The organism is Parapedobacter pyrenivorans (genome assembly GCF_014636865.1).
GTDB classification, from domain to species: domain Bacteria; phylum Bacteroidota; class Bacteroidia; order Sphingobacteriales; family Sphingobacteriaceae; genus Parapedobacter; species Parapedobacter pyrenivorans.
This window is the reverse complement of sequence record NZ_BMER01000001.1, coordinates 2410730-2426684: the sequence shown is the minus strand read 5'-3', so window position 1 is coordinate 2426684 and position 15955 is coordinate 2410730. Positions and strand designations below refer to the sequence as shown.

The window sequence follows — 15955 nt, the reverse complement described above, 5'->3', positions numbered from 1 at the left end:
TTACTCGATTACTCATTACGCGTTGAAATAGTTAAACAGTGCAAAAAAAGCTTTGTCCCTTTAAGTTGTTGTTAGATTTTAATAAAGATTTTCTTCCGGTACAGCCAATACACGGGTACATAACACAATAAACAGATACCGACCGCCCATAGCAATGATGCTACGTTCGCCCAATTGCCAACAACTACATGATCAATATACCACGTATTCAGTGGCCCCAACAATTCGGGCAGTACCCCCCCGATCACGTAAGCAGTAATGGCATTGGCGCCGAAAACTACACCAAATTTTGCCCAAGCACTGGCCCCCAGTATTTCGATGACAAAAAACAGCGACGCAAATACCAGGGCAGCTAACCCGGAAGTGTAGAGCACATAAGAACTTGTCCACAGGTTCTTGTTGATCGGGAAGACCCATCCCCACGCCGATCCAAACAGAAAGGCAAGCAATCCGATCAGGTAAAGCCAAAGCACCTGCCGCTCACGGGATATACCATCATTAGCCAATAGCTTACCTACCAGCATACCCGAAATCCCCGTCGCAATGGCCGGAAATGTGCTTAAGATGCCCTCGGGATCCCACGTACCTTGCCACATTCTGCCAGGAATAAACAACTCATCGATCCAGGCAGCTAGGTTACGTCCCGGCTCCAACACACCTGATCCAACGCCTGGTACAGGCACAAATAACAGTGCACCCCAATACAATAGGAGCACCATGCTCCCAATTACCGCCTGTTGCTTCCATGTGGTATATAGGAACAGTAGGGCGCACACCAGGAATACAACCGCGATGCGTTGCAATACCCCCGGCAATCGTATTTCTGCAAAATTAAAATCAGGGAAGAGGCCGAGGAATATGCCGATGAGAAAAATCAGGATGGCTCGTTTTATCGTTTTTCCGATCAGTTTGCTTTTAGATTGGCCGCCTGCCATCATCTTGCGATAGGACAAGGTGATGGAAATACCAACGATGAAAATAAAGAACGGGAAAACACAATCGGTAGGCGTAATCCCATGCCATGACGCATGCAGCAGTGGTGCAAATACATGGTCCCATGATCCGGGGGTGTTCACAATAATCATTGCTGCTACCGTAAACCCTCGGAAAGCATCCAAAGAAACTAATCGCTGAACCGTCTTCTTTTGTATCATCGCTCTCGTTTTGCTAGTATCTGGTTAGTGTCAGAGCATGCTACGCTTCGTTGTTGCTGAAAAGCAATCACTATGCTTCAACTACTCAAAGATAGGTGGCGTACGCTTACTTTCTTTGTACAATATTATCATTTGCATATTGCATGTTAGCATGTTCACAAGCCATCAATATGCTGATTTACAGAATGTAAAAAGGATTACAAATAAGTAATCCTTACATTAACAAATGATGAATTTATTTATGCCATCCGCCCGGCAATTATTCGCTTACGGGTGCTCCGATAACCCCCAGATACCTGCCCATCCAATACGGGAACAGCCAGGTATCGCCTGCACTGTTTTCTGCGGCACCGTTATTCCCGCCGTCCAGCGTAAACCGGTTGGCGTTGTGTCGCGATATCTTGAGTTCATCCGGCGGTAGCACTTCCGCGATGGTTTGTCCCCGGAAATTGGGGGCCAATGGTTCGATGTCTTTCCGATGTGAATTCGTTACTTTCCATTGCACAAGATCAAGCGGATATTCCTTCAGGTACCATACGGCTTCATCCAAGTCAATATCGTCAGCACCCGTAATCGCCGTAAAAATATTCCATGCTCCTTCCTTTTCCGGTCGTTCGGCTTCCCAGTGATCACGGATTGCTATACCATATTTAGCCTTTAATGTGTCATTGAACGCATAGCGATATAGCCCCCAATAGCCTGCGAAATACATCTCGTCATCCGAATGATTCCATGCGCTAGATAGCATCTGGCTCCAGTCATCTGCACCGTCCGGTGCTTTTCCGATCTCCTCCATCGGCCGCAGAAGGTTTTCGAGGTAGCCGTGGTTTTCCATCAGATCAAACGCTGTTTCTCTGTACAAGGGTTTTTCAGTAAAATAGTATGCGGTCTGAAGCATGCCGATGATATTTGATGCGTTCAGTTTGCGATCCCCTACGTTCGTTGGAAAGGCATTGACATACTCCGGATTCCATCGACCCCAGGTAGTGGGCTGTCCATCATAATCCACCAGATAAAGGTTGTGCTTAACGATATGCCCCATCAGGGTATCAATAAGCTGGATGGCTTTTTCACGTGTTTCCTGATGATCTACCAACTCGGCGACTACTCCGAATGCAAAGATGTGTCCGATGGCTTCATCGCTGCTGGTCGTGGCCTTCCAAAACCAATCGGGTTGTTCGGCAAGCTGCCACCGCTCCGGATCGGAAAGCACATCGCGTGTATCGCCCATTCCCCGCCGTTCAAAAGAACGGGCGGGAAAGCCGGCCACCGGATTAATGTCATAGAGCCGGGCCATGGCGTCAAGGGATTCCATGCAATGGTCCAATGCCTGTTGCTCACCTGTGGTCGCATAGCGAAAAGCCTCCGCTGCCAGATAGAGTGAAGTCCACAACCCGTCATTGTCGGAATCTCCCAGGTATCCGGTGCTCAGGTCACCGTTTTGCATACCCACGAGTGTTGCGTTGAAACCATTCCGGATATGCCTTTCTCGCACCTGTTGTTCATAGTACATCGCTTTCTCGTGCAAGGTCATTGCCGTGAAGTGGATAACACCGAGCCCACTATCCGTCAGTAGCAACACCGAAGAGTCCGGTCCTATTGCCACATCAACCACTTGGTCTCCCGGCAACCATCGTTCACCGGCGTAATAGGCGATGCTACTGTCTTGCTTGATCACGAATGCTCCTTTCGGTGTACCAAACCATGGATCGCCATCGATTACTTTGACGGCTGTAATTTCTGTCCACGGCAACTTCTTTTCGATTTCTCCTACCACCTTGCCCTGTTCCGGATCGCAACGGAAATAACCATCGGAAGTGCCTACAACCAGTTGGTTGTGGCGGGCATCAACGTCGAAGGACATCAAACCGTCACCGCCATAAATTTTCTCCAATGCGTTAGTCGTGGTGATAAAACGGTACACGGCATCCGGAGCAAGTAAAAAGAAGCGTGTGCGGTCTTCGGGATGATTTACCAATTGCACGATGCCCTTTCCGGGTATCTGGCCTTTCCACAACACCGCACCATTCCGGATGAAATGTAAAGCGCTCCCGTCGGTAACCAAGAACTCCTGCGCATCGTTGGCAGCAAAGGCCGTGGGTTCTGCTAGCTGATGTTCAACAAACAATCTCCCAGACCATGCATTGCTAAAGACAACCTGCTGATCGAGATAAACAAACTCGCCCTGGCAAAGCACCATGTCCACGATCGTCTTTGCCGACATAAACCGGTAGGTATTGTCGGTTACCACACTGCCCGGATGGAGGAACCGCCCCTCGCTTAGGTGCTTGAGACCATCAGACGCCAACAACTGTACTTTTCCATCACGGTCGGCCCGTACCCTCAGCAGTCGTACGCCGTCCCCATCAAAAGGATATTTCACGCTGTAATCCTGTATGAAGCCACTATCGGCGTAGGTTACGTCCTTCTGCTGTCCTGGTTTATCGCATGCATACATCCAAAGTGTGCACGATAATACAACGAGTATGTGACGTTTCATCTTTTTCATCAATTGAGCTATAATTAAAAATTACTACGATCTTAATAATCCCCTAGGGTTTTACCACGACATGCTTAATCGCTTTTCTGTCATTGCCCAGGTGGAAGGAGTAGCTCATATGGAGCAGCCCATCCTTCCCTTGGATCAGTGATGGGTAGGAATATCGCCCTGATTTGGAAGGATCATATTCAATGGAATGCTTTACAGGCCATGTTTTTCCCTCGTCTTCAGAAAGGTATAAGCTCAACCGATACCGTCCATCATCCACATCATTACCCAACATAGCCCATCTGCCGTCTGTCAGCACCACCACATCTACACTGGCGCCATTAGGAATATCGGATTTACGGGCTGCCGTCCAACTCCGGCCGCCGTCTTTCGACTCGCTCACCTGCACCCGTGTCGGTGCATCACCACTATCTCGCATATAAGCGACAATACTGCCATCCTTGCGTTGAGCCAACGCCGGTTGGATAGGCCCTCTTCCTACGATCGGCAGGCTGGGTCGCCAAGAAACTCCCCCGTCATTGGAAATCGCGAGCATGGAGAAGTTGAAGCCATCGGAATAGATCGGCAAAAGGATTTGGCCATCGACAGTAATAATCGGTTTGATGCGGGTCATCCATCCCGCACTGCGCTTTGTAATATCCTTACCGGCTTCAACAATCAACTGGTCGTAGCGGGGTGCATATTCGGACCAGCCGGCATGCGACGCGGGCAATTCCTTGAACCTTGCCGCGACCTCCTCAGCAAACTGTTCATCCGGTTTCAGGAAAATATTATCCTGCCATTGCCACGTCGGGGGTCCCTCGGCATCATATGTGTCGGTAGAACGCAACCGCAAGATGGAATGCTCCCATTTATTGGCTTGTACGGCTATCCATACCAGAAACAGCTTATCCCCCACCATAAAAAGCACCGGATTGCAATCCGGCAGATGGGGGGTATCCGCCAGCTCAAAGGGACGACTCCATTGCTCATGCCCCTTATCCAGTCGCGCCCCCATAATCCGTACGTCGTCTGCGCTGCGCTCACCGCTACCTTGGAACCATGCCATCAGCAAATCGCCACCGGGCAATTGCACGATGCTGCTCCCATGTACGTGCTGTGTCTGCAAAGGAAACACCAAGCTCGAATCGACCACCTGTATACGGGAAGCGGTCAGCTGCCCATTGGCTAAGATAAAGCCGGCGAGCAGGCAGCCAAGTGTCATCGTCAATCTTTTCATCATTAGTCAATAATTTGGGTCTACAATACGTTACTTATGGATTTCAAAACTGTCCCGTATGTCGCCGACCGAATCAACGCAAACATAGGCGAGCTTACGGTCATCTATTCGGATGTGCTGGTACAGGTGCCCCTCGTTTATGCGCTTTGCCGCATAGGGTTCGACCGTACCCGATTCGTTTTTGCCGCGTGTACCAACCGACATGATGTAGGTTGTGCCTCCGGTTAGGTCTTGCTGAGCCATACCGCCCTTCAGCGCATCTGTGCGCAGGTAGTAATGGAAATGGCCGTTCATTACGATGTCCACATGGTGTTCATCAAATAACGGCACCCATTCCTTTACAATATCGGGGTATGGCTCTTCCGATGTATACGGCGGAAAATGGAAGACGACAAACTTCCAGGTTGCATCTGAAGCAGCTAGTTGGCGAGCAATCCAGTCCTTTTGTTTTGAAACGGGGAAACTGACTACGTCGATCATGAGGAACAGTGCATGCTCGTACCGAAATGCATACGTAAGGCCGGACGGTAGGCCAGCAGGGCCATTGTCTGGAAAGGCAAGCACGCTCTGGTAGCGCGATGCGCCCAGACCATCCTGGCTGTCGTGGTTGCCCGGCACAGCCATCAATGGCGTATGGCCAAACACGCCGCCGGAATAGCCGAAAAATGCATCCCAATCGTCGCCGTGCAGACCCGTGTTGACGAGGTCGCCGGCCGCCACATAAAATGCCGTTTGCGGGTACTTATTCGAAGCTCTTTGCAGTACCGACCCCCATTTTTCATCGTTGTGTATGTCGCCAAACCACGTAAAAGCAAAACGATTGTCCGCATCCGCCGTCTTAAAATGCAACGTATCGGAGACGCCACCGTCGTGACCTACCACGTAGCGGTAGGTCATTCCCGGCTTCAAATCCGTTACCCTGGCGATGAACCGGCTTACATACCGGTCATTCTGCAACTGCCGATCTTCCAACAGTTCACGCCTGGCCTCAATCCTGACGGTATCCGAGGTGTTCATGGGCCAATAGGTTATCCATGAATGGCTCACCGTGCGGTCGCAACGCCATTGTACGATTGCCCCGGTCGCTGGATCTTCGGGCAATGTCAGGGTAATCTGGTCAGGCAGGATTCCCGATGGGAAGTCCGTGTACCGGAACCCCCCAACTACATGTGCCTCCCGCGCACGACCACGTATAGTGGGCAGCAGGTGTTGGCCACGCAAGCTAGGGGGCACTTCTTTCAATACCAACCCATCCCAATCGAAATAGGTGAATGCACCGGTATCCAGCACACTAATCACCTGCTCGCGCGGAAAAATCGCGCGGATTTTAAGCGGATCGGCTGCATCTACCGGAGCTACACTGACGAAGTAGACCGGACGATGCTTATCGAACCCATTGATACCCAGTCCCACTTCACCTGCGGTGAATTCTTTCTGCCAGACTTCATACGTATATAATTCATTACGTACCGTGAGCCCGGTTTTTTCAAACCCTTCGTCTGCCAACCAGAAAGGCACCTTTTGTTGCGCACTGTCCCGCATCACGGATACCACAACGGGCACATTCACCTCAAACCTCCAATACGCAGTGGCGAGGGTCGCTTTCTCCTCTGGCGAGATAAATCCAAGTATAAACGCATCACTTAACGTATCGAGTTGCGCAGGAGTCAGCTGATCATACAACCGTGTGACCACAGTTCCCATCACACCCGCTACCGAATCATGGCGCAGCCCGTGCCGTTGGGCACACCCTGATAGGCTTATTGCTCCCCAAGCGGCGATTACCCATAGCGTGCGGTTGCCCAGCGATGCTACGAATCTGATCTTATCAAGGCCTGTTCTTTTCATAACCGGCTTAGTTGATTTGTTGTGGTTTTCTTTCGTGCACATCCGCTATATACCCGACCATCAGCTCAGGGTAATCTGTTTGGACAACATTGACGTATGACAGGTGTCCGAATAATTTCTCGTAACCACCCTGACCGGCGGCCTCTTCCTGATCTGGTGTACCCAGCGCATTTGCCCAAATGCGCATCGGGCTATGCAGGCTGATATCACGGAACAGCTTGTCGTTATAATAGGACGGATCGATATGTACGATATCGGTAAGACCTGATCTTACAATTTCATCCAACTGCGCGGCATCGTAAGCGCGGGGCATGATTTTAATACGCGGATCATAAGCAAGCAAAGCAGCCATTTCCGTATAATCATAAAGAAAGAAGATCACATGGTCCGTAACACCCAAATCAGCAATCTGCTCATAAGCATCAAACCGCGCCTGCATGCCATCTGCCTTGAAATCGATATCCACCAGAATCCTGTCCTTTGCTCGCAACAACGCCTCTTTCAGTGTAGGTATAGGATAAGCAGTAGCTTTGCCCTGATGAGTCAGTCGAATTTCTTCCTTCAACTCGTCATAAGTCTTGTCTTTTACTTCGCCCGTTCCGGTCGTCGTGCGATCGATGGTCTTGTCATGCATGAGAATGAATACACCATCCCGCGTTTGCCGGACATCCAATTCGACGATATGCGCACCCGCTTCGACGGCCTTGTCAATCGCTTCCAACGAGTTCTCAGGCACCGACCGGTGTGCTCCCCGATGTGCGGCCACCAATACCGTTTGGGGTTCGTCGTGGTAGACCTTCCAGATGTTATCTACCCGGCTTCGCGGCATGGTGCAGGAAATTGCCATCGCGAGCAACAAATGGCCTACAATCAAATGCCTCCAGATTACCTTATTTACGTTTTTTGACATGGGGGGATATTGCATTTACCATACGGCTTTTCGATGTTGAATTCACCGTTTAGTCAATAAAAAATGAATTATTGTCGCCAACAAACACCCGGGTACTCTGGGTGTATGTGCGTCCGTTCTCGTCTCGGTACTTCAAGTCAACATAAAAGGCCTTATAGCCCGAATCTGGCAGCGCCTCACGCACCTTGAACCTTCGTTTGTGCGCCAATTGCAAATCCCTCCTTACCCAAGTCTCGTCGCGAAAGTCCTGATCATCAGAAACGGCACTCCAAATGACCGCTCCCTCCAGCCTCCGCTTGGTCGCGCTGATGTTCAGTTCCAATGCGTCCTTCTTTTCAGAAACCTTATAATCGGTCGTTGGGTATGGCACATGTTGCAGGGTAAACCCCCAAAACGAGGAAAGCGCTTGGAAAGCCTGCCTCTTATCGCCAAGATCATGGCCTTCGTTGGGTACATAGTGGATGTAGTCTTGTCCGGGTATGCTGTCGATATAGTGTTTCACGGCATCGATTACCCAATATTGATCATTAGTGCCCATAAACAGCATTTTCGGCTTATTGAGCTGCTTTCTATACGAATACGGATCGATCATCTGGGCTAAGGTTTGCCCACGATCACTTCCGATATCCTGTACGAGCCCGAGGGCGACATAATCTTGTATTTGCGGACTATAGTCCTTCCATACTTCGATCTGATAATTCAGATTAACGGGCATGTTCAGAATATCGATGACCATTGGCGCAAATGCCTCTACCCGGTCATCTTGGGAAGCCGTGAGCCAAGTGGTCCAGCCGCGTTTGGACAAGCCCGAAACCACAAATCGTTCCACCGGTTTAGCGGAGCGACTCGCGGCAATCTCCTGTACGGCGTCCATACCGCGCACAGCACTTTTCACCATAGGGAACAACAATGGCCACGAAAAGTCACCATCTTCTTGAAACTGGTGAAGCGTATAGGATATCAGTTCGTCTTCAACAAGGCCACCATAGAGTGGTTGGTTGGGCACCTGGCGAATTACTGCCGCAACTGCCTTATTCTCCACCGACATACGTGCGACGTCCTGTATGAGCCCATCTTTTGCCAGGTCATGCCACTCGGGTGTCGTGGGATCGTCTTTCTGCATACGTCCGCTGCTGATAAACAACAATCCGCCGTCGTACGTCACCTCCTTCGGCACAATGACATTCAACTGATGTCTCCACGTATGCTCCCGCCACCGCTGGGAGGTAAGCAATACTTGAAAAATCGTACCCTTATCAAACACCAGGCTATCCCTGATTTCCCATGTGTAGGCCTTATCTCCATTGTTCAGGTAGCTGTAAAGTGCCGTTTCCGGCGTAACGGGTGCAGGCTGCTGGCCGCGAGCGATTATCGATAATAATAGCAAACAGCTGATCCAGCATAACCGACTACGACAACTATTGCCGATTGGGGTGTCAAATGTAAACATAGTGAATGGGGTATTGGTTAGCATTACAATTCGTTGGGATCAACCACCACATATTTAATCGATCGCCTATTGTAAGTATAGGTAATATGCACCAGCCCATCGGCCGATTGGATAATCGCCGGATAGGCATATCCATCTTCAATCGGTTCGTTCTCCAATGTCATTACCGGCGTCCAGGCTTTCCCATCTTCCGATAGCGCCAAATTCAATATATTCCTATCTTTGGGTTCTTTCCCTTTCTTAGTGGAGTGATTGTATATCAGCAGTTGGCGGCCATCCGTCAAGGTTACTGCATCCGTACCTGAATTCGGATTGGGTAATGTCATGGCCTTCATTTCACTCCAAGTCCGTCCTTGATCCTCCGACCAACTTTCTGCCAGTACGTCCTGCCGTGTGCGGCAGATTACCTGTAGTTTGCCATCCGGATACGTCAAGACACTGGGTTGGATGGCGTCAAACTCCACACCGTCGTTAATTGGACCGACAACTTCCCACGTCTGCCCCAAGTCCTTGCTGATTTCAAAGTACACACGCCAATCCTGATCTTCGCCATCTTCTTTCGGATATTCAATGCTCGTTGGTGCAATGATCGTTCCGTCGGCCAACTGGACGGCTTTATTCTTGACTGGGCCCAGCAGATGTCCGATCTTTGCGTCTTCGCCCAATACCTGGGGTTCCGACCAAGTGTGCCCATTATCGTTCGATGTAATCACCATACCCCACCAAGTTTGCGGACTGGGCCCCACCTTATAGAACAGCATCAGGTCTCCGCCTTTTGGTTGAAACAACACAGGGTTCCAACACGGATACCGTAATGTATCGTTCTGTACGCCATCGGCCACTTCTTCCGGCCATGTCCATTCACCGTCGACCAGCCTTGAAACACGGATGCCGACATCTGGATTATTTTCATGTGTACCGGCAAAAAAGGCAGTGACCAATCCGTCAGGCGTTTCTACGATCGTAGAAGCGTGGCACTCGGGTGTCGGTCTATTGTCCAATGGATAAATGAGCTCGCCGCGTAGGTAAGCTGCATCTGTGGTGTCCGCTTTTGGCGGTAGCTGAAAGCGCCCGGCATGGTCGTTGGATTGGGTACACGTCATGCAAAAGATGGCGAGAATGAGTAAAAAAATCCCTGCTTGCTTCTTCATGTTTAGCTGTTGTGTTTATGTTTACAATATTCGTTTTGCTTTTTCGCGAAAACCTTCGATACGGTGAAATGTCAGGAAGTTCGCATCGTGATTATTGTTCGCAATTTCCTTTCCGTCGTCGTAGGCCGTCCGACTGGCCATAATCATATCTTCGCCATCGACAAGCCAGTCGACATATTGGAAGCCGTGATTAATCACATCGGGATGTTGCAGGACTAGCTCATGGACTTGCCAATTGAGCAAATCGACTGAGCTCATGAGTGCCAGCGTATTCCGGAAACTCGCAGCGTTTCTTTTCGGATACTGCTTCCGGAACTCCTCAGGGATGATATTGCTCAACGTCCAATAACGGCCTGACGTTTCGTCGAAACGGATCGCAAACTTCTTACTGCCGCCGGGGAACGGTATAAACCCGGTTTTGGGATCGAATGAAGCTACCTTTCCATCGGCACTGATTTTAACCATCGCCGCCTTTTCTTCATGCGTTGTGCGGTCGTCTACCCGCAAGATATCCGCCATACCGCCATCCAGCGTCACAACAGCATTCCCCTCCAGCCAACCGGTAAAATTTCCCTCCAGGTAAGTCGAGTCGTAAAATAGCGAATTGCTGGTGGTCCAGCTGTTCGCTTTCAGCAAATCAGCATCGACAGGCGCCGACATCATCATCGCGCCATAACGCTTGCCCCACTCCTGAATCGGGCCATGAGCCGTCTCCATCCCGCGCCATAAACGCCCGTTATGCTCGATCACCGGCATAGGGGCACAATGGAACATGCCTTTCAACAAGAGCCCATCTTCTGTTCCCGTTGGATGGCTCCAGGTATCTCCTCCATCGTCCGACCGGCGGATTAGTACCGTACCGTGATGCCGGTCAGGTCCGAGTAGATACAACGCACCACGATTGACAAATAAACTGGACCAAAATGCTCCCTGGATTTCGCTGACCTGCTTCCATGTTTTTCCTTTGTCAGATGAGCGATAGACGCGCGTCAGGGCTTGCACAAATTCCGAACTTTCAGGTCCGAAAAGATCATGAGATGCGATGTAATCGCCAGTCGGCAAAATCGCAATACTCGGCGAGCCGATATATTGTTGCGTTGAAGCGGCCTGATGGGCAATAATGGTTCCGCCTATCTTGGATAATCCCATATCTTGCGAAATTGAAGGTACAATCCATCCGAAATTAATCAACAATAACCACAAAATCCTTTTCATAATCTTGTCCATGGGTCCTGCTTCAAAAATATCAACTAATTCCAGACAATGCTGAAAATATCATATGCTTTACGGAAATCTACGATAGCATCATGCCGTTGGGAATTAATTCAATCTGTTCCAATAGTTGCCGAAACTGCAGGTAGAACAAATCCACGCGCTTTTTAACGGTTTCGTCGAATACCCCGGCATTCTTCCGGGTGAACGTAGAAATAGGCAGTCCTCTTTTTTGGAGAAAATATTTGGCGACCACCGGATACACAGCGTGCATAATGTCCATATGATCGATAAAGAACTGTTGTACGATTGCTACCTGATCTGCCGATTCGTTGTTATCGTAGTGGTTACATAACCAAACGATCAGTTCCGGATAATAATTTCCCTGGATGCAGGACAGGCCGGCAGAACCGGCTTTTAACGATTCCACAGCATGAACCATATAGGCATCATACAAACCAAAATCAGCTACTCCCCTGGTCGCATCCAGCTTCGCTTTAATCTGCTCAATATCCAAACAGGTGTCTTTGTGGTAAATAACACGACCGGTACCCACGAAGCGCTTCAGTTGCTCCGCAGTCAATACGCGCTTAAAGGGCTCCGGGCATTCATAGAATCCCAAAGGAATACCCGGTGTGGCGTCGAGCAATTGTCCAAAACGTTCATCAAATAGCGCTGCGCTTTCCGACTCTTCCGTTAGCATATTGGTAATTACAATCACGGCTTCCACACCGGTCCCATATAACTGCTTTACAAAGTCCGCCTGTTTTTCCACTGGCCCGCCAAAGGTACCGGTAGCCACTACGGGTACAGCGCCATCTGCGATACGCAGCACGTGCTCGGTTACAGCTAGCATTTCTTCCCCTGATAAATTAAACATCTCGCTCGATTGGCAGTTGGCAAACAGGCCTGCTGCACCAGCCCGGAGGTAAAGCTCTGTAAGTTTGGTCAACCCGGCAAAATCGACAGCTCCGCTTTCCGTGAAAGGGGTTAGCATAACGGGAATATATCCCTTACTTTTTTTGCTCATTGATATTCTCGGTAATGTTGTATTGTAATTGACGAAAACAAAGATAGACTAAGCGACTGCCACAGTTCTATACCAAATTGGCGGGATATTATAGGATGTTAGCCAGTCAGAATCACCGCTTACTGCCTCCACTCCATGAGCGCGGTATTCAGCACTTCCTCCACACGGCGTTTGGCACCGGAGAAATAGACCATGCCGTGTCCGGGCAGCATATAGTCGATTTCCAGATCGGCCATCCGTTTCAGGGAATCCAGGTACTCCGTGCGACAGAAATCAATGGAACCGGACCACCCGAAATCGCCGCTCAGCTTTGTACCGATCACATCACCACTGATCACCACCTTTTTGCCTTCCCATACAAAGGAATAGATGGTACAACCCATGCTATGACCGGGCATCAATCGAGCTTCGATTTCCAGGCCCAAGACGGTAATCTTCTGGCCTTCATCGAGGATGGTATCCACATCAAATGGGTTAAACACTTTGTGATAGAGATAACCACAACATCGGTTGTCGCCCTTATGCACCGCATCGGCCGTCTCTTTACCTGAAACGAGGTGTACGCCACGATCCTTCAGTACATATCCACCGCCAGCGTGGTCGTAGTGGGGATGGGTAAGGAAAGCATACCGGATATCGGCCGGGTCCATCCCCCAATAGCGGATATTGGCAAACAGCTGATCCATGGTGTCGCCGCATCCCGCATCGAATAACAGCAACCCTTCATCCAGGCGGATTACATAGCTGTTGCAATCGTTCCAAATGGCACCCGGCTCATCAACGGTCAGGCCGACCAGATCGCCGCCTACTTGAAATATACCGTGTAACAACTGCATGTTATCCTAATTTGCTTTTCATAAATGCGTCAAGGTCTGCCAGCTTATACGCCGGACAGCCGCCCGGTTGTTCTGCAATAAACGCTCCCGTCAATACCGCGTGGGTCAGCGCGACCTCCACCGTCGCGCCGCCAAGCCGATGCCGCAGGAAGGCCGCCAAAAAGGCATCACCGCAGCCAATGGTATCGGCCACCGGCACCGTTATACCCGCCGCATCCACCTGTTCATCGAACGTATAATAGCTGGCACCATCCGCTCCCCGGGTTACGACCGCCTCCTTAATACCAAAACGGCCCAGCAGCGCACGGACTTGTATCTGCTCGGGCGCTCGCGCCGAAGCAGGCTGAAAAATACGTGTCACCTCGGCGAGTTCCTCCTCATTGATTTTCAGCAGATCGGTACTACTTAGCAAAATGGACAACGTCTGCCTGTCATAGTAGTTACCCCGTAGATTAATGTCGAACACACGTAAACACTTTTTGGACAACAGGTTGAGCAGGGTCTGCCTGGAAACCGAATTCCGACAGGCAAGACTGCCGAAGATCAAGCACGCATTTTCCGGAATATAGGTACTCAGTTCACTATCTTTCTGAATATGATCCCACGCTACGGGCCGCAAGATATCATAAGACACATTATTCCTGTCCAACACATTGGCAACCACCCGACCGGTGGCGTAGTCGTCATTGGATTGTATAAACCGCGCATTGATTGACCAACCGTCAATGAGCGATAGCATACGCTTACCCGCTGCATCGCCTCCAACGCTGCTGATCATGTACACGTCGAAGCGGTCGTCTTTCGCCATATGATACGCCACGTTCAGCGGCGCACCCCCCGGGAAATCCACGCCTTCCACCTCGTCCCAAAGCACCTCTCCGAAACAGAAAATTCGATTGCTTTCTCCCATAACCTTTCTAACGAGGTTACCAATATTGCTGGATCTTCCGGTTCACGAAATCCACGCTCCTTTTCAGCTGGTCCATGCCGTCCACTCCATCTTCGATACTGATCCAGCTATCGAAATGGACGGATTTCAACGTTGTGAAGATGGCGTCGTAATCGTTCAGTCCTTTACCGATTTCGCCATGCCGCAATACCGAGGCATACCCTTCGCTATTATCTTCCATTTTCCGCAGGTCTTCGATCGTTCCACCCACCAGGTACCGGTCGCTTGCATGCATCGTCTTGATGCGGTATTTTACCTTTTCCAACAGCTCCAATGGATCTTCACCGGCAAGAAACGTATTACTCGGGTCATAATTCACCCCGAAATAGGGGTCGTCAATTGCCTCGACGATCTGACAGAATACCGCAGCCTTCTGCGCAAATTCCGGGAACTTCCAGAAGTCGTCTTTGTAATGATTTTCCAAGATTAAGGTAATGTCAAGCGTACGGGCATAGTCAAGGCATTCATGGATCGAATCCACCGCCAACTTTACGCCTTCGTCCAGGGAAAGCTCCGGCCGCCGCTGGCCCGACAGGACACGGCAATAGCGGCCTCCCAAGGCATGTGTCATATCGATCCATTGTTTCTGCTTCCGGATCTGTTCCTTTCTGAACACCGGATCCGGATGGGTAAAGTCCGGCGAACAGCACATCATCGGTATCTCTAGTCCAGCGTCGCTTACCCGGTTTCGGTAGCGGCTCCAGTTATTAGAATCTTCCATTCCCAGAAAGCCGGCGTACCATTCGAGTCCGTCGATTTCCAGTTCCGACGCCAGATCAATCCATTCGTCGAGTGTCATTTCTCCCGTTACGCAAAGCGCTTTCATGAACGCTTTCGGGAATACGGCTAATTTGGGCATATTTTAATCGATGTCTAGGGCTTCTAAGTTCTTTTCGGGATTTCTTCCGATAATGGGATGCTGCTCCAGCTCGATAGCTTGTCCGCTTACCGGGCCCAGCGAATCCGAAAGCCACAAAACGGCTGAATTCGCCACTTCCATCGGATCCAGCAACCTCCGGGCGGGAGCATACATCGGTGAAATAAGGGTATACCAATCAGCGGGTAAACCGTGTCCCACTTTCCGTTCCTGTTCTTTTTCGGTCAACACCCATCCCACATTCAATTGGTTGACCCGTATACCGAAATCCCTGTGCAGGCTATCGCCCAGGTTTCTTGTAAGCGTCATCAACGCACCCTTTGAAACACTGTAAGCCAATAGCGTCGGTTCTCCGGCATAGGCATTAACGGAGCCGATATTGACCACCGCCCCCCTGGTTTCCGCCAGATGGGGCAGCGCCGATTGAATGATCGCAAACGGTGCCAGTGAATTTACTTCCAATACTTCGCGGAACAGCGCGAGCGTCGTATTGCCTACATTCGAGGAGACTACATAAGCTGCATTGTTGACGATGCCGTTGATTTTGCCGAAACGGCGTATCGTGGCATTCACCAGATCTTGAGCAAAGTTCGCGCGCGTTACGTCACCGACGAACGGTTCGACGCGATCCCCGCCGTCCAGGTAGCTAAGTGCATCGGTTTGATTCCGTTCGCTGCGCCCGTGCAGCAGCACCTGTGCTCCGGCATTCAAACAGGCCTTCGCAATCGCGAGCCCGATGCCTCCGAATGCACCAGTGACGATGATCACCTTATCTTTTAATAGGTCGTTTTGCATGATATTCCTTCCAAT

Annotated in this window: 13 protein-coding genes; all 13 read right to left on the bottom strand. The window is 50.3% G+C overall.

Going from position 1 to position 15955, the window contains the following annotated elements; all coding sequences use genetic code 11:
• Positions 1 to 71: 71 nt before the first annotated feature.
• The 13 genes from IEV98_RS09595 to IEV98_RS09535 all read right to left on the bottom strand — a co-directional run bounded on the left by IEV98_RS09595 (position 72) and on the right by IEV98_RS09535 (position 15940).
• Positions 72 to 1154 carry an acyltransferase family protein gene (locus IEV98_RS09595; protein WP_188505624.1) on the bottom strand — a complete coding sequence of 361 codons (1083 nt, stop codon included), beginning with the start codon at positions 1152 to 1154 and terminating at the stop codon, positions 72 to 74.
• A gap of 259 nt (positions 1155 to 1413) precedes the next feature.
• Complete coding sequence (locus IEV98_RS09590) at positions 1414 to 3663, bottom strand: hypothetical protein (RefSeq protein WP_188505623.1); 2250 nt, start codon at positions 3661 to 3663, stop codon at positions 1414 to 1416.
• Between the two features lie 43 nt (positions 3664 to 3706).
• Entirely contained in the window at positions 3707 to 4885 is a 1179-nt protein-coding gene (locus IEV98_RS09585; protein ID WP_188505622.1) for a sialidase family protein, read from the bottom strand.
• A 27-nt stretch (positions 4886 to 4912) separates the two neighbouring features.
• Complete coding sequence (locus tag IEV98_RS09580) at positions 4913 to 6730, bottom strand: purple acid phosphatase family protein (RefSeq protein WP_188505621.1); 1818 nt, start codon at positions 6728 to 6730, stop codon at positions 4913 to 4915.
• A gap of 7 nt (positions 6731 to 6737) precedes the next feature.
• Positions 6738 to 7640: a glycerophosphodiester phosphodiesterase family protein gene (locus tag IEV98_RS09575; protein ID WP_188505620.1), complete on the bottom strand. Its 903-nt coding sequence runs from the start codon at positions 7638 to 7640 to the stop codon at positions 6738 to 6740.
• 49 nt (positions 7641 to 7689) lie between these two features.
• Entirely contained in the window at positions 7690 to 9027 is a 1338-nt protein-coding gene (locus IEV98_RS09570; RefSeq protein ID WP_229738648.1) for a PhoPQ-activated pathogenicity-related family protein, read from the bottom strand.
• 86 nt (positions 9028 to 9113) lie between these two features.
• Positions 9114 to 10241: a sialidase family protein gene (locus IEV98_RS09565; RefSeq protein ID WP_229738647.1), complete on the bottom strand. Its 1128-nt coding sequence runs from the start codon at positions 10239 to 10241 to the stop codon at positions 9114 to 9116.
• 21 nt (positions 10242 to 10262) lie between these two features.
• Positions 10263 to 11456, bottom strand: a complete 1194-nt coding sequence (locus IEV98_RS09560) for a sialidase family protein (protein WP_229738646.1) — start codon at positions 11454 to 11456, stop codon at positions 10263 to 10265.
• Positions 11457 to 11535: 79 nt separating this feature from the next.
• Positions 11536 to 12483, bottom strand: coding sequence for a dihydrodipicolinate synthase family protein (locus tag IEV98_RS09555; RefSeq protein WP_188505618.1), 948 nt, complete (start codon positions 12481 to 12483; stop codon positions 11536 to 11538).
• Positions 12484 to 12602: 119 nt separating this feature from the next.
• Positions 12603 to 13319 carry an MBL fold metallo-hydrolase gene (locus IEV98_RS09550; RefSeq protein ID WP_188505617.1) on the bottom strand — a complete coding sequence of 239 codons (717 nt, stop codon included), beginning with the start codon at positions 13317 to 13319 and terminating at the stop codon, positions 12603 to 12605.
• Position 13320: 1 nt separating this feature from the next.
• Complete coding sequence (locus tag IEV98_RS09545; RefSeq protein ID WP_188505616.1) at positions 13321 to 14229, bottom strand: PfkB family carbohydrate kinase; 909 nt, start codon at positions 14227 to 14229, stop codon at positions 13321 to 13323.
• A 16-nt stretch (positions 14230 to 14245) separates the two neighbouring features.
• Positions 14246 to 15127 (bottom strand): sugar phosphate isomerase/epimerase family protein, encoded by an 882-nt coding sequence (locus IEV98_RS09540; protein WP_188505615.1) that lies wholly within the window; start codon positions 15125 to 15127, stop codon positions 14246 to 14248.
• Positions 15128 to 15130: 3 nt separating this feature from the next.
• On the bottom strand, positions 15131 to 15940 hold the full coding sequence (locus IEV98_RS09535) for an SDR family oxidoreductase (RefSeq protein ID WP_188505614.1): 810 nt from the start codon (positions 15938 to 15940) through the stop codon (positions 15131 to 15133).
• Between the last annotated feature and the right edge of the window lie 15 nt (positions 15941 to 15955).

Bases quoted from the DNA above. Each gene is read 5' to 3' on its own strand.
- IEV98_RS09595 (WP_188505624.1), bottom strand. From the start codon at position 1,154: ATGATACAAAAGAAGACGGTTCAGCGATTAGTTTCTTTGGATGCTTTC.
- IEV98_RS09590 (WP_188505623.1), bottom strand. From the start codon at position 3,663: ATGAAAAAGATGAAACGTCACATACTCGTTGTATTATCGTGCACACTT.
- IEV98_RS09585 (WP_188505622.1), bottom strand. From the start codon at position 4,885: ATGATGAAAAGATTGACGATGACACTTGGCTGCCTGCTCGCCGGCTTT.
- IEV98_RS09580 (WP_188505621.1), bottom strand. From the start codon at position 6,730: ATGAAAAGAACAGGCCTTGATAAGATCAGATTCGTAGCATCGCTGGGC.
- IEV98_RS09575 (WP_188505620.1), bottom strand. From the start codon at position 7,640: ATGTCAAAAAACGTAAATAAGGTAATCTGGAGGCATTTGATTGTAGGC.
- IEV98_RS09565 (WP_229738647.1), bottom strand. From the start codon at position 10,241: ATGAAGAAGCAAGCAGGGATTTTTTTACTCATTCTCGCCATCTTTTGC.
- IEV98_RS09560 (WP_229738646.1), bottom strand. From the start codon at position 11,456: ATGAAAAGGATTTTGTGGTTATTGTTGATTAATTTCGGATGGATTGTA.
- IEV98_RS09555 (WP_188505618.1), bottom strand. From the start codon at position 12,483: ATGAGCAAAAAAAGTAAGGGATATATTCCCGTTATGCTAACCCCTTTC.
- IEV98_RS09550 (WP_188505617.1), bottom strand. From the start codon at position 13,319: ATGCAGTTGTTACACGGTATATTTCAAGTAGGCGGCGATCTGGTCGGC.
- IEV98_RS09545 (WP_188505616.1), bottom strand. From the start codon at position 14,229: ATGGGAGAAAGCAATCGAATTTTCTGTTTCGGAGAGGTGCTTTGGGAC.
- IEV98_RS09540 (WP_188505615.1), bottom strand. From the start codon at position 15,127: ATGCCCAAATTAGCCGTATTCCCGAAAGCGTTCATGAAAGCGCTTTGC.
- IEV98_RS09535 (WP_188505614.1), bottom strand. From the start codon at position 15,940: ATGCAAAACGACCTATTAAAAGATAAGGTGATCATCGTCACTGGTGCA.